The organism is Agarivorans sp. DSG3-1 (assembly GCF_046774965.1).
In the GTDB taxonomy this organism is placed as follows: domain Bacteria; phylum Pseudomonadota; class Gammaproteobacteria; order Enterobacterales; family Celerinatantimonadaceae; genus Agarivorans.
Genome location: NZ_CP177241.1, coordinates 940,273 through 955,062 on the forward strand (window position 1 = coordinate 940,273; position 14,790 = coordinate 955,062).

The window sequence follows — 14,790 nt, forward strand, 5'->3', positions numbered from 1 at the left end:
CTGATTCCATAATACGCCCTCAAAAATATGTTCTACTTACGAATACTATAAACCCACTACGCTTAATACGTCAGTTTAACTTAGTAACTGCTTAGCGTAGGCAAACAATGCGGGGGTTCCGCCAGTATGCCAAAACAGCACTTTTTGCTGTGAGGAGTATTTCCCTTGCCGTACTCGAGCAATTAGCCCCGCCATCGCTTTGGCGGTATAAACCGGATCTAACAGTACCCCTTCGGTTTCGGCCAGCAACATAATGGCCTCTCGCTCAGCATCGCCCAATACTGCATAGCCTTCTCCAAGGTATTCATCATCTAAACAAACGTCTCTGGCGCTAAATCGAGAATCAAGGCTAAATTGTTCACTCGCGGTATTAGCCAAATCAGCAATGGTTTGGCTGAAATGTTGAGTGCGATGATTGGCCTTATCGATATTAATCCCGCGCAACTGGATCGATGAGTTTAAGTAAGCTTTAGCTAACATTAAGCCAGCTTGGGTCGCGCCAGAACTTGAAGCAAATACAATCTCTTCAATGTCGCTTTGTTGTTTCAATAACTCTTCTAAAGCAGCAGCAAAACCTAAACAGCCAACAGCATCAGAGCCACCATAAGGCACCACATAAGGTCTTAAGCCTTTGCTTTTAAGCTGAGCCTCAAGTGCAGCTATACCTTCGCCCTTTCTTTGTTCACCAGTCCAAACAATAGTGGCACCAAACAATTTATCGAGCAATACATTACCTTGGGCATGCTCGGGGGCTTTGCCGCCTAATAGTAAATAACAGGGTAAATTGAGCTTAGCGGCTGCGGCAGCAGTTTGTCGGCAATGATTAGATTGAGCGGCGCCAGCACTGATGATGCAATCAGCTTTTTGTTGTAGCGCTTCACCTAGCAAAAACTCTAACTTGCGTACTTTATTACCACCTAGGGCTAATCCACTTAAGTCATCACGCTTAATATAGATTTGCGGACCGGCTAGGTGCGCCGACAAGCTCGGTAAGCTATGCATTGGGGTAGGGAAAAAGCCTAAAGGCTGTCGCGCGATAGATTGCCAGTTCATTATTAATCCCTCATTTATAACACACTATATGGAGGGAAGATTGATGGCTATTTTTTCCCTGGCATTAACGGAACAAAACTAATTTTTCCGTTTTCATATTGAGTTTCGGTGGGTCCATACTCTCGATTAGTAAACAGCTTTTGGCCAACAATGTCGAGACGCACATTGGGGTGCAGCTCTTTCTTAACGGTAAGTCGAGCGTTAGCAAAAAACTCGTCTTCCATTTGCTGATTGTAGTCCAAGGCAAAATCAATCTGTACAAGCTCTTGGCGAGTATGGTGCATAGTAGCAGACAGTTTTTCTGCCGTACCCTCTTCGCGGTCTTCTTGCTTGGTAGAACTTAGCCTCATTTGTGCATCAAGCACCTTGCTAAGCTTTTGGTGTAGATTATGTTTGATATTATTAAGGTTTCGACGCTCGTCTTGAATACCTTCAAACTCACCAGATATACGCAACTGCGTGGCGGTACCGGCTGTTGCTCCCAACACTACTGCGCTAATCTCTCCGCCAGCATCAATTGAGCCGCCAACTAGGGTTCCGCGCAAACCGCCGGCATCACTCACCGTAACTTTACCATCGGTTTCAATTTTACTATGGAGCATTTGGCTGGTAATGGTAACGTCCTTTACGGTTTCGATATGTGAATATTGCACAAAGGTAGCGTGCAGCTCGCCTTTTGCATTGACCTTACAAGAGAAGTTTTCGTCACCTTCCATTAGGCGATGACCAATAATACCTTTGCCCACCACCACATCACCGCCGGCGGTAATATTTGCCGACTCTACAAAGCCATTGATATGTACGTCACCAGTAGCTTTAACCTTCATGCCTTCACCAACATTGCCGGTGATTAAAACACTGCCAGCGAAATCTACATGACCATAACTTACGTCTACGCTTTTAATGGATAATACATCGTCAACCTTCATACCATTTTCAATTTCTAGTGGTAATCCGGTTCTATCAGCAAGCAATAAGTTAGCGTCATTAGGGGCAATTTTAGTACCTTCACCCACAGTGAACGGCTGCTCATGGCCTTGCTTAAATGGAAGCTCTTCACCGCAAACATTTTTACCCGCTTGACCAACGGTATGTGGATGACGGCGCATCAATTCAACGCCAGGTTCAACCGTTTCGAGATTGCCTAAGTCACGCATATCAACACGACCATCTTCGGTTTCTTTAGGTTTAAGTAGTCGCTCTTTTGGGGTGGCAACAAAGCGTTCGAAGCGGCTATCTTCTCCATCGACTGAAGGACGGCCTAAAGCCACCACTTTTTTAGTTTTTACGCCTGGGTCGGCTTGTTTAGCAGTAGCGAGTAAGTTTAACGCTCGTTGTTTTTGTAAACCAAATACCACACCCGCTTCTTGCATAGCACTTACCAACTCCCCTTGAGAAATTGGGTTTCCGGCATAGGCCGCAGTGATCATGGCACGTGCCACCATTTTGTCTTCAGACACATCAATGGTGATTTCTGCGTTTCTAATATTGGCTAACTTAACAAAGGTTTCACCCCATTGCTCAATCAGCTCAGGCGACTCACGTAGCTCGGCAAACTTGGCTACAGCATCGTCAATCGCTTCAGGATCGACAAAGTAATCACCAAAGTTTGAACGAAGAATTAATGCTTTAACATCGGTGACACTAACATGTGTCTCCTGTGGAGTTATTTCAATTAATGCCGCAAGTTTATCTTGAGATAAACGTAAACAACTTAATTCGAGCATCAAATCCCCTTTCTACTAATAACTCAGCCTGACTACATAGCTGTGTTTACCAACGCTTATTCAATGTAATTATGCCCTGTCGCATCTTGGGAACCAATACTCCCCGAAGCTTTACTTTTCAAGTAATTGAGCTGGATCTGACTTTGCACTAATTTGCCTGCTAATAGACATATTATTAAACAAAATTTCACAACTAGCTTATCAATTATCTAAATTGTATGACAAGAATCGCAGTTATACATGAATCGCTAATACCCTAATGATTTTAGGATATTAGCGGTGATAGGTGTAGAAAAGTTATTTTTTAGACATAATCAGCGGCAACGCAAGGTTGCTCACGTCTTCGGTAACGATAGGCTCCACACTTAAACTAAGCCCATTTAAATTCGAACTCACTTCAACTGGGGTGATGTTGTTACGTACCGGATAGGCACCACATAACTCGCCTTGATCGCAAATAACATAATCGTTATCGAGGTCAGTACTCACATACAAACGGTAACTTCCTTCTCGCACTTCAGCAAAGTTAAAGCTAAATACACCATTGTTCATGGAAGACAGCTGAGTGTATTTAGTTTCACTGGTTTCACTATCTAATAACAGTATGTAAACCAAACCGTTATCACTGGCCTGCTGGGTAGAAACAACCATAGACACTGCAACAATATGCTGCGAACTATCGGACCCAGTAATAGTAATATCGGCGCTGTAATTACCGTCACTTAAGCCGTCTCGGCTTGCTTCAATAACATAACTACCTAAACCACTACCATCAGTTGCACTAGAGTCTACGGTAAGCCAAGCGGCTTGCTCTTCAACACGAGTAACGGTAAGTGCGTTAGGGCCAATGGATTGAATATTGAAGCTCGCTTCGCTTTCTTGGGCACTTAGGCTAATTTGACTAATGCTTAAGCTCAAGTAGCTGCGGTCGGGGTCAAGCAAATCTAGCTGACTTTGTACCGCTTTCTCAGCGTTAAACAAACCGTAACCAAAGGAGGAATCCTTGCCGCTGGCGCCAATATCATCACTTAGCTTTCCGTTTGCTAATAGAGATAAGAAGCTCGATGTATTTAGCTGTGGATTTAATTGCTTCATCAACGCTACGCCGCCAGCTACATGGGGGGCGGCCATGCTAGTACCGTTTAAGTATTGGTAGCTAGCACTTAAGTTACTACCGCTTTCATTAACGTATGTACTGTAAACACCATCACCATAGCCATCACCATTAAGATCGACACTGCTGTTGCCACCTGGTGCTGCTATATCTATATAAGTGCCGTAGTTAGAGTAGCTGGTAAGTTGTTTGCGAGCATCGACAGCGCTAACACCAATCACATTGTCAAAAGCGGCTGGATAACTCAGTTGCGAGGTACTTTCGTTCCCGGCTGCCGCAACCACGATAACTCCTTGGGCAACAGCGTCTTGCACAGCTTTGTTAAATGCTGAATCAAAGCCACCTCCACCTAAACTCATATTGATAACGTCTGCGGCTTTATTCGGTAAACGACCCGACGAGTTACTTAAACCGGCGGCGTATAACACTGCTTGGCTGATATCAAAGGTAGTACCTCCGCCAAAACCAAGCACCCGTAGATTCATTATTTTAGCGTCTGGCGCAACACCGGCCACACCCACAGAGTTATTAGTACGCGCTGCAACGGTACCTGCTACATGAGTACCATGCCAAGAAGAGCTACCATTTGTTCCACTTTTATCACCTGGATCTTCAGGGTCAGTATCTACGCCATCTCCATCTAAAGATATTTGGGTATTAGAAATAAAATCCATGCCATCGGTAGTAAGTTGAGCATTTAAATCAGGATGATTTTCGAACATCCCGGTATCGAGTACGGCTACTACAACATCGCTTTGGGTTTGTCCCTGCATGGTTTGCCATGCAGCACTTAAACCAATTTGCTCATAATGCCATTGCCGCTCAACAAGAGGGTCATTTGATAAAGCGCTAGCTTGATAAAGGTAGTTTGGCGTAACCTCATCACCGCCCAAGCGATACTTCATTTCTTTAATCTTGAGTAATGTACGTTTTTTAGCGAGGTATTCTGCATTATTGCTTCGCTTTAAACCGCTTGGTGAATCAGCGCTAGTCGCTAATGCAACCGCTAGATTTTCTTCGGCACGATACAAGCTCATGCTTGGCCCTGAAGCAACAGAAGAAAGACCGTAATCTTCGTTATTCGCCGCTCTAAACTGTTGCTCACTACGTTGAATAATCATTTCATCAACCATGAACGCATGTTGAGTACTTAAGCTAGTACTTTCAGGGACATTTTGCTGGTTTTGATCGATAAGACGCAGAGTATAAGGGCCTTGTGATCTTAGTTGATTATCAAGATAAGCATCAACGACTACATAGTAGGCATCACTAACCGTCACTTGGATAAGCTCTGTTTTATTTGTGCCGATTGAACTAGCTACTTCAGTTTCGTCACTCACCCTATATAAGGAAAGATCAAAATCATTACTGCTTGTTTCCCAATCAGCAATTTCCAAAAACAAGGTTTGCCCAGCTTCTAAATCAACTCGGTAAATATCTATCGAATCGTTCATGTTAGCAAAGCGGTCACCGCTAACACCGGTAAAATGGCTAGCTAAATAGCCACTTACTACCGCAATAGGAGGGAGAACTTGAGCAGTACTAGCAGTATTATTGGAAGAGTACAGCGCATTAGGGTCATTCACATCGCTATCAACTACGGTGTTGGTAAGCACATTCGCGGTGCCACTTACTGAGTAGCTAGGTCTATTGTCTACCACTGTAGATTCACCACCACCGCCGCCACAAGCCAACAAACTAACGACGAATAACAGTGTAAAAATCGTTTTCATATAATCCCTTACATCAACAACTGAGCTGCGCCCATGATATGCAATTAACGCACAAAATAGTATTCAAGCCCTAAGCTTTTCATCAAGCAATTATAACAAACCCTATGAAATAGGGAGAAGAAGCACAAAGTATTGGAAGGATTACCGGCCTAAAAGAGAATTAGGCCGGGTATTTAATGCGGCTAAACCTTGGGTTTATTAGGCTCTAACAACTCATTGTCATTGATGTTAGCTTGTGCCTCTAACATTGCTTTTGGCACACTCCCCTTGGTAGGAACGCTTTTACCTTCTTGGCTAGTGCCAATAAGGCCGGCGGCAGACTGATTAGCAGCTGCCACTTGCAAACCACCTTCATTAACTATTTCAGCGCTGGCTAAAGCCGCTTGCTCAGCAAGTTCTTCAGCGGTAGGTAATACCTGAGTGGCACTTGGATCACCAGACAGCCCGGCCACCAAGGCCGCAGCAATTCCTTGCCCTAGTTCAGTGAACTGCTTTTCAATATCAGCCTTTAATACGGTTTGCATTAAATCTGCTCCAGCCAAGCCAGCCTGAATGGGATTTCCGGTGGCTAAACCAAGACCAATATCCATAGCAGCAGGGGCAATGTCAGTAATTCCCACACCATTTTCTGCCGCCGCAGCGGTTGTTTGGATACTGCTAGCAACTTGTTCCGTCACCGGTTCTTTTTGGCTATCAGGAGTGAGCGCCTGCTTTAGCTTTTGACTAAAACTGGTATCAGTTTTCACTTCACTAGGCTGCTGATTGCTGACATCAAGTAACTTAGGTTTGTAGGCTACGTCATTAGTAGCCAATGGCGTAGAACTATAAGATGTTGTCATGTTCCGTTCCTTTAGAATATCACTGTGAGCTGTCGGTAATCGCAAATGGATCGTTGTCCACCGCCACCAACACATCTCGTATTTGAATGTTTGCCATATCTGAAAAACGCTTGGTCGCTAACACTGCGCGGTCTGATTGCACCGACATCACCGTTAACTGAGTATCGTCTGCATTAAATATCGGACCACGCAAGCCGCCATCTAAGTGCATCAAGTATTGCTGCCTCACCAGTTCAAACTTGTCACCTTTGCGCACGCCATTGGTTTGCCCAATATTAATCACCACCTGTCCGTTGTATAAGCCAACCACAGTGGCTAAACTTTGGCGGCAATACAGCGCATCCTCTACGTCTACAACCGCTTGGTCGATGTAAGAATCAATCAAGTTGCCATAGTCAGAAGACCAAAAAGTTTGCCCTGTTACGTCAAGTTTCATGGTGACATCAAATGGCCATTCTCGATTAGAGCCATAGCTCTTGCGTAAGATTGTTTCGCCGTTTATCCCGTCTATCACATATAACTTCACTTGAAAGTTACGCTGCTTAACGGTGCTCTTCATTCCCAATAAATTGGTGCTTGTTTCGTTGTAGCTAGACATGTCGTTGATTTTGCCAAACAAGATATATTGCACGTCGTATTGCGAAGATAGACTCCTCGCAACCTTCAACATTTGCGGCTCAATATCATTAGCGTAACGACCGTCAAAAGCGATTTGTCGGGTCATTAAATGCCGTGCGTCTACTCGCTTGCTCTTTAACTTGAAGCGGTGAAACAAGCGCTGAGATACTTCCTCAGGGGTACGATAAATACCACCAAGTTGTGCATGTTCGCGTTTTTGTAGCTGGAAAGGCCCAACAAACAGCGTTTTTGCATAACTGTCTTTTTCACAGGTATTAAGAGGAAAGATGTCGGCGGCAACCGTGACTGTCATTTGGTCGTCTTCAATGGTCTCTACTAACAGCTTCATGTCATAAACTTCGCCATTAGTACGCACTGTTAGCTCATCAGTTTCTAATACTCCTGACTTCACTATCTGTAGCGACTTTACACTCGCTCCACCTCGATACATCAGAGTAAGCAAAGCATCTTGAATCGCTTGTTGGCGCGCTTTATCCACTTGGCCGTCTACAATCTTGGCTTGGCCTTCGCCTTCAAACCATACGGCATAGCTAGGGGCGTTAACGCCCGCTAACATTAACCAAAGGCAGAAAGCCCTAATAAATAAGGACATTGGCTTTTCCTATAGTGGCCACATACTTCCACCCAAGAATGACGACAGCCAGCCTTGAGTTTGTACGTCAGCATGATCCCCGGTACCGCTAAACTCGATTCGAGCATCGGCTACTTGATAAGAACCAATAGAGTTGTTTTCACCAACATCAAGTGGTCGCACAATGCCAGTAAAGCGCATGTACTCTTTGCCGTTGTTTATCACCAACCACTTTTCACCCCGAACCACTAAGTTTCCATTATTCAGTATGTCTACTACCGATACAGTAATGCGACCGGATAAGCGGTGGCGTTGGTTAGCATCAGAGGTTCCATCAAAGTCTTGTTTCTGGCTCATCTCGAGTTCAACAACTTTGCCGTTAATCGTTAGCGATCCGCCAGGCACAGTTACAGGGTCAAGTTTGTAGCTATTTTCTTTGGCAAGGTTTGAGCTAGCAGACTTAGTAGCCGTTGCCTCTTCTTCAAGCATCACTGTAATTGTATCGCCTAAGGCGAAAGGCGGCGTATAGCTATATAAACTGCGGGAGGTATTACTATTGAACATAGAGCCCGTAACAATCACTGGGTCGGCTGCTGGGCTAGGTTCAATTGGCGCATAAAAAGGGTCGTCAGGGATCGGAGAACGACTATCGGTACTCACCGTTACTTGGCGTTGGTTACGATCTTCTCTTTCTTGAACATCGTCAGCTACTTTTTCTACCCCGTCGACAATGGTTGAACATGCAGACAACAGTAATGTGCCGCATAACACTAAAAATCGGGAAATCATTGGTCTATTCCTACTTACGTTAGTTTCCGTTTACCACTTTCTTCCATTCGCTTTAACTTAGGCTCGAGCTTTTAGCTCAATTGTTATAATTAGTTACCTAAGTAAGCCTTAGGCTACAAATAGCAAAGCAAATGCCACTAACGTCAGTAGAAACATATCCTTACGATCATCTACATGACAAAAAATTTTGCTCAACCGACAACATTCCGTCGTTTTTGCCGCTTCTGGTTGGGCAGCCTAAAAAATGCAAATTAAATGCCACAAAATAACCAATCACTAGCATTTCATAATGTTTTTATAAAAACATATAAATTTTAATTCAGAACCGCCGATACAGGTTTAAGTGCCACAAATTCCTTATTGAACGACTAAACCACATAAAAAGTCGGCAACACCTACCCAATACCGGATATTATTTGCCCAGTAATTCTACTTTTCCGGCAATGCTTACCTCACGATAATCTAAAAAGTCAGCATTAGATCCACAATTAATCCAATGCCACTAGGCACCTACTTGCATCTAATGAAGCCACTTATTAACGGATAACGCCTTTTAGCGCTGCGCCCAAAATCCCCTCGACTTAAAGCATCCTTAGATGCTCCTACCAACAGAACCTTGTACTGAGCTAAGGACTTGAGAGGTACTAACGACGAAACACACTTTGTAAAACAGAGGAGGATAGGGGATGGATATTGATTGTGGTTGTTTGCCTCGAGCGATAAATCGCAGGTAATAAAAAAGCCTGCTCAATGAGCGGGCTTAGTATTTGGCACCTGGCGGTGGAACAGGTGCGCAGCATAGCTGCTTCCGCTTCGGCCTAAAAAAGCACGCTTTTTCCTAGCGGCCTTCGCCCTACTTGAAAGTAGCCCACTTTTTTTGTCCAATAAAAAACCCCACCGTCTTGCGACAATGGGGTCATCTAATGAGAGCCTGGCGGTGACCTACTTTCACATGGGGAAACCCCACACTATCATCGGCGCAGTTGCGTTTCACTTCTGAGTTCGGCATGGGTTCAGGTGGGTCCACAACGCTATTGCCACCAGGCAAAAACTTGTTGTCTTTAACATTCGAAAAAGCTGAAACATCCCACGAGTCTAACAAGCACTCTTGGTTTCTAAATAAGATAATCTTCATCAAACATACACACCACTTAGGTGTTGTATGGTTAAGCCTCACGGGTAATTAGTACAAGTTAGCTCAATGCCTCACAGCACTTACACACCTTGCCTATCAACGTTGTAGTCTCCAACGGCCCTTCAGGGGACTTAAAGTCCCAGTGAGAATTAATCTCAAGGCCTGCTTCCCGCTTAGATGCTTTCAGCGGTTATCAGTTCCGAACGTAGCTACTGGGCAATGCTATTGGCATAACAACCCAAACACCAGCGGTTCGTCCACTCCGGTCCTCTCGTACTAGGAGCAGCTCCCTTCAATTCTCAAACGCCCACGGCAGATAGGGACCGAACTGTCTCACGACGTTCTAAACCCAGCTCGCGTACCACTTTAAATGGCGAACAGCCATACCCTTGGGACCGACTTCAGCCCCAGGATGTGATGAGCCGACATCGAGGTGCCAAACACCGCCGTCGATATGAACTCTTGGGCGGTATCAGCCTGTTATCCCCGGAGTACCTTTTATCCGTTGAGCGATGGCCCTTCCATACAGAACCACCGGATCACTATGACCTACTTTCGTACCTGCTCGACGTGTCTGTCTCGCAGTTAAGCTGGCTTATGCCATTGCACTAACCGTACGATGTCCGACCGTACTTAGCCAACCTTCGTGCTCCTCCGTTACTCTTTGGGAGGAGACCGCCCCAGTCAAACTACCCACCAGACACTGTCCGCAATCCCGATAAGGGACCAACGTTAGAACATCAACACTACAAGGGTGGTATTTCAAGGTCGGCTCCACATCATCTAGCGACAACGCTTCAAAGCCTCCCACCTATCCTACACATGTAGGGTCAATGTTCAGTGTCAAGCTGTAGTAAAGGTTCACGGGGTCTTTCCGTCTAGCCGCGGGTACACCGCATCTTCACGGCAATTTCAATTTCACTGAGTCTCGGGTGGAGACAGCTTGGCCATCATTACGCCATTCGTGCAGGTCGGAACTTACCCGACAAGGAATTTCGCTACCTTAGGACCGTTATAGTTACGGCCGCCGTTTACCGGGGCTTCGATCAATAGCTTCGTCCAAAGACTAACCACATCAATTAACCTTCCGGCACCGGGCAGGCGTCACACCGTATACGTCATCTTTCGATTTAGCACAGTGCTGTGTTTTTAATAAACAGTTGCAGCCAACTGGTATCTGCGACTCTCAGCAGCTTAGGGAGTAAATCCCATCACCATCAAGAGCGTACCTTCTCCCGAAGTTACGGTACCATTTTGCCTAGTTCCTTCACCCGAGTTCTCTCAAGCGCCTTGGTATTCTCTACCCAACCACCTGTGTCGGTTTGGGGTACGGTTTCGTATAATCTGAAGCTTAGAGACTTTTCCTGGAAGCAGGGCATCAACCACTTCATGTCCGTAGACACTCGTCATCAATTCTCAGCCTTAGACACCCGGATTTTCCTAAGTGTCCAGCCTACAACCTTAAACATGGATAACCATCACCATGCTGGCCTAGCCTTCTCCGTCCTCCCATCGCAATTATACGAAGTACAGGAATATTAACCTGTTTCCCATCGACTACACTTTTCAGTCTCGCCTTAGGGGCCGACTCACCCTGCTCTGATTAACATTGAACAGGAAACCTTGGTCTTTCGGCGAGGGGGCTTTTCACCCCCTTTATCGTTACTCATGTCAACATTCGCACTTCTGATACCTCCAGCAAGCCTTACGACTCACCTTCAACGGCTTACAGAACGCTCCTCTACCATGCTTGAACAAGTCAAGCATCCGTAGCTTCGGTGCATAGCTTAGCCCCGTTACATCTTCCGCGCAGGCCGACTCGACCAGTGAGCTATTACGCTTTCTTTAAATGATGGCTGCTTCTAAGCCAACATCCTGGCTGTCTAAGCCTTCCCACATCGTTTCCCACTTAGCTATGACTTTGGGACCTTAGCTGACGGTCTGGGTTGTTTCCCTTTCCACGACGGACGTTAGCACCCGCCGTGTGTCTCCCGGATAGTACTTAGTGGTATTCGGAGTTTGCAAAGGGTTGGTAAGTCGGGATGACCCCCTAGCCTTAACAGTGCTCTACCCCCACTAGTATTCGTCCGAGGCGCTACCTAAATAGCTTTCGAGGAGAACCAGCTATCTCCCGGTTTGATTGGCCTTTCACCCCCAGCCACAAGTCATCCGCTAATTTTTCAACATTAGTCGGTTCGGTCCTCCAATTGGTGTTACCCAATCTTCAACCTGCCCATGGCTAGATCACCGGGTTTCGGGTCTAATCCCAGCAACTATGCGCGCAGTTAACACTCGGTTTCCCTACGGCTCCGCTATTCGCTTAACCTTGCTACTGAAATTAAGTCGTTGACCCATTATACAAAAGGTACGCAGTCACCCCACGAAGGGGCTCCCACTGCTTGTACGTATACGGTTTCAGGTTCTATTTCACTCCCCTCACAGGGGTTCTTTTCGCCTTTCCCTCACGGTACTGGTTCACTATCGGTCAGTCAGGAGTATTTAGCCTTGGAGGATGGTCCCCCCATATTCAGACAACATATCACGTGTGCCGTCCTACTCGATTTCACTTAAAGTAGATTTTCATGTACGGGGCTATCACCCTGTATCGCTGTCCTTTCCAGAACATTCCACTAATCACATAAAAGCTTAAGGGCTAATCCGGGTTCGCTCGCCGCTACTACCAGAATCTCGGTTGATTTCTTTTCCTCCGGGTACTTAGATGTTTCAGTTCCCCGGGTTCGCCTCGCAACGCTATGTATTCACGTTGCGATACTGCATAAAATGCAGTGGGTTTCCCCATTCGGAAATCCATGTCTATAACGTCTTTTATCGACTTAACATGGCTTATCGCAGATTAACACGTCCTTCATCGCCTCTGACTGCCAAGGCATCCACCGTATACGCTTAGTCACTTAACCATACAACACCTAAATGTTGTCGCTTAACTAACTTGAATGGTCAGGCTGTATAAGTCCTGCCATTCGAGTACGATCACCTTATTTTTTTGAATACCAAAAACACTTGTTATTTAACTCGTATTTTTGAGATATTTTTTATCAGCTTTTCCAAATTGTTAAAGAGCAATTGGTTTCTTAGAAACCAAAGCTAAGCACTGTATAAACAAATGCTTAGCTTTGTATTCTCAAACCAAAGAGAGAAATGGTATCCCGTACGAGATTTGAACTCGTGTTACCGCCGTGAAAGGGCGGTGTCCTAGGCCTCTAGACGAACGGGACACTGTAAAGCTGTTCTCGTTGGTCCTAAACCGCACTAGAACTTATCTCTCTTTATCTTTTCATCAAGCAATCTGTGTGAACACGTCACAGGAACATCAGCATCATAATAAGGAGGTGATCCAGCCCCAGGTTCCCCTAGGGCTACCTTGTTACGACTTCACCCCAGTCATGAACCACAAAGTGGTGAGCGTCCTCCCGAAGGTTAAACTACCCACTTCTTTTGCAGCCCACTCCCATGGTGTGACGGGCGGTGTGTACAAGGCCCGGGAACGTATTCACCGTAGCATTCTGATCTACGATTACTAGCGATTCCGACTTCACGGAGTCGAGTTGCAGACTCCGATCCGGACTACGACATGCTTTTTGGGGTCCGCTTACTCTCGCGAGTTCGCATCCCTCTGTACATGCCATTGTAGCACGTGTGTAGCCCTGCCCGTAAGGGCCATGATGACTTGACGTCGTCCCCACCTTCCTCCGGTTTATCACCGGCAGTCTCCCTAGAGTTCCCACCATTACGTGCTGGCAAATAAGGATAGGGGTTGCGCTCGTTGCGGGACTTAACCCAACATCTCACGACACGAGCTGACGACAGCCATGCAGCACCTGTATCTAAGTTCCCGAAGGCACCAAACTATCTCTAGTAAGTTCTTAGTATGTCAAGGGCAGGTAAGGTTCTTCGCGTTGCATCGAATTAAACCACATGCTCCACCGCTTGTGCGGGCCCCCGTCAATTCATTTGAGTTTTAACCTTGCGGCCGTACTCCCCAGGCGGTCTACTTAATGCGTTAGCTGCGTTACCCACGAGTTAAACTCACAGACAACTAGTAGACATCGTTTACGGCGTGGACTACCAGGGTATCTAATCCTGTTTGCTCCCCACGCTTTCGTACATGAGCGTCAGTTTTTGTCCAGGTGGCCGCCTTCGCCACTGGTATTCCTTCAGATCTCTACGCATTTCACCGCTACACCTGAAATTCTACCACCCTCTACAAAACTCTAGCTTCCCAGTTCCAAATGCCATTCCCAGGTTGAGCCCGGGGATTTCACATCTGGCTTAAAAAGCCGCCTGCGTACGCTTTACGCCCAGTAATTCCGATTAACGCTCGGACCCTCCGTATTACCGCGGCTGCTGGCACGGAGTTAGCCGGTCCTTCTTCTGTCGCTAACGTCAAAGATATAGCGTATTAAACTACACCTCTTCCTCACGACTGAAAGTGCTTTACAACCCGAAGGCCTTCTTCACACACGCGGCATGGCTGCATCAGGCTTTCGCCCATTGTGCAATATTCCCCACTGCTGCCTCCCGTAGGAGTCTGGGCCGTGTCTCAGTCCCAGTGTGGCTGATCATCCTCTCAAACCAGCTAGGGATCGTCGCCTTGGTAAGCCATTACCTTACCAACTAGCTAATCCCACTTGGGCTAATCTCTACGCGAAAGGTGCCGAAGCATCCCCTCCTTTGGTCCGAAGACATTATGCGGTATTAGCAGTCGTTTCCAACTGTTGTCCCCCACGTAAAGGCATATTCCCAAGCATTACTCACCCGTCCGCCGCTCGTCATCTTCTAGCAAGCTAGAAATGTTACCGCTCGACTTGCATGTGTTAAGCCTGCCGCCAGCGTTCAATCTGAGCCATGATCAAACTCTTCAATCAAAGTTTTTTCGCTCAAAGTAAAAACTGAAAATTATTACTGTTAAAACAGTGCAAGCATCCAGTTCACTTAAGCTAATTTTTTCGCTTAATGCCCTGTGAGTGCTCACACAGATTGCTTGATAAATTGTTAAAGAGCGTTGCTTCGTTGCCGAAGCGAGGTGCGCATTCTACGCTTTCCTCTGTGGCTGTCAACCGCTTTTTAATATTAATTAAGAAGAAGTTTTTGCGCCGTTAATAAAGCCTCAGGCCTTACCAACCCTGACATCGTTTCTACATCGCTTTGCAGCGCCGCTTGCCGTGTCAG

General features: G+C 46.1%; 6 protein-coding genes, 1 tRNA gene and 3 rRNA genes. All 10 read right to left on the minus strand.

Annotated elements, in window-relative coordinates; translation table 11 throughout:
• Positions 1-75: 75 nt before the first annotated feature.
• On the minus strand, positions 76-1,053 hold the full coding sequence (locus ACLD71_RS04405; RefSeq protein ID WP_411993208.1) for a D-cysteine desulfhydrase family protein: 978 nt from the start codon (positions 1,051-1,053) through the stop codon (positions 76-78).
• Between the two features lie 47 nt (positions 1,054-1,100).
• Positions 1,101-2,780, minus strand: coding sequence for a DUF342 domain-containing protein (locus tag ACLD71_RS04410; protein WP_411993210.1), 1,680 nt, complete (start codon positions 2,778-2,780; stop codon positions 1,101-1,103).
• Positions 2,781-3,077: 297 nt separating this feature from the next.
• Positions 3,078-5,627 (minus strand): S8 family peptidase, encoded by a 2,550-nt coding sequence (locus tag ACLD71_RS04415; RefSeq protein ID WP_411993212.1) that lies wholly within the window; start codon positions 5,625-5,627, stop codon positions 3,078-3,080.
• Between the two features lie 182 nt (positions 5,628-5,809).
• Positions 5,810-6,466, minus strand: coding sequence for a hypothetical protein (locus ACLD71_RS04420; protein WP_137674174.1), 657 nt, complete (start codon positions 6,464-6,466; stop codon positions 5,810-5,812).
• A 19-nt stretch (positions 6,467-6,485) separates the two neighbouring features.
• Positions 6,486-7,697, minus strand: coding sequence for a flagellar assembly protein T N-terminal domain-containing protein (locus tag ACLD71_RS04425; RefSeq protein ID WP_235836238.1), 1,212 nt, complete (start codon positions 7,695-7,697; stop codon positions 6,486-6,488).
• Positions 7,698-7,706: 9 nt separating this feature from the next.
• The gene (locus tag ACLD71_RS04430; protein WP_137674175.1) at positions 7,707-8,465 is read right to left on the minus strand and encodes a flagellar basal body L-ring protein FlgH; all 759 of its coding nucleotides are present in this window, start codon (positions 8,463-8,465) and stop codon (positions 7,707-7,709) included.
• Between the two features lie 929 nt (positions 8,466-9,394).
• Positions 9,395-9,510, minus strand: a 5S ribosomal RNA gene (gene rrf / locus ACLD71_RS04435).
• A gap of 117 nt (positions 9,511-9,627) precedes the next feature.
• Positions 9,628-12,518, minus strand: a 23S ribosomal RNA gene (locus tag ACLD71_RS04440).
• A gap of 242 nt (positions 12,519-12,760) precedes the next feature.
• Positions 12,761-12,836 (minus strand) — tRNA-Glu (locus ACLD71_RS04445).
• 107 nt (positions 12,837-12,943) lie between these two features.
• A 16S ribosomal RNA gene (locus tag ACLD71_RS04450) occupies positions 12,944-14,486 on the minus strand.
• The 16S, 23S and 5S rRNA genes sit together here with 1 tRNA gene alongside, the layout of an rRNA operon.
• Between the last annotated feature and the right edge of the window lie 304 nt (positions 14,487-14,790).

What these genes read in the sequence shown, in the direction of transcription:
- ACLD71_RS04405 (WP_411993208.1), bottom strand. Translation starts at nt 1,053, where the DNA reads ATGAACTGGCAATCTATCGCGCGACAGCCTTTAGGCTTTTTCCCTACC.
- ACLD71_RS04410 (WP_411993210.1), bottom strand. Translation starts at nt 2,780, where the DNA reads ATGCTCGAATTAAGTTGTTTACGTTTATCTCAAGATAAACTTGCGGCA.
- ACLD71_RS04415 (WP_411993212.1), bottom strand. Translation starts at nt 5,627, where the DNA reads ATGAAAACGATTTTTACACTGTTATTCGTCGTTAGTTTGTTGGCTTGT.
- ACLD71_RS04420 (WP_137674174.1), bottom strand. Translation starts at nt 6,466, where the DNA reads ATGACAACATCTTATAGTTCTACGCCATTGGCTACTAATGACGTAGCC.
- ACLD71_RS04425 (WP_235836238.1), bottom strand. Translation starts at nt 7,697, where the DNA reads ATGTCCTTATTTATTAGGGCTTTCTGCCTTTGGTTAATGTTAGCGGGC.
- ACLD71_RS04430 (WP_137674175.1), bottom strand. Translation starts at nt 8,465, where the DNA reads ATGATTTCCCGATTTTTAGTGTTATGCGGCACATTACTGTTGTCTGCA.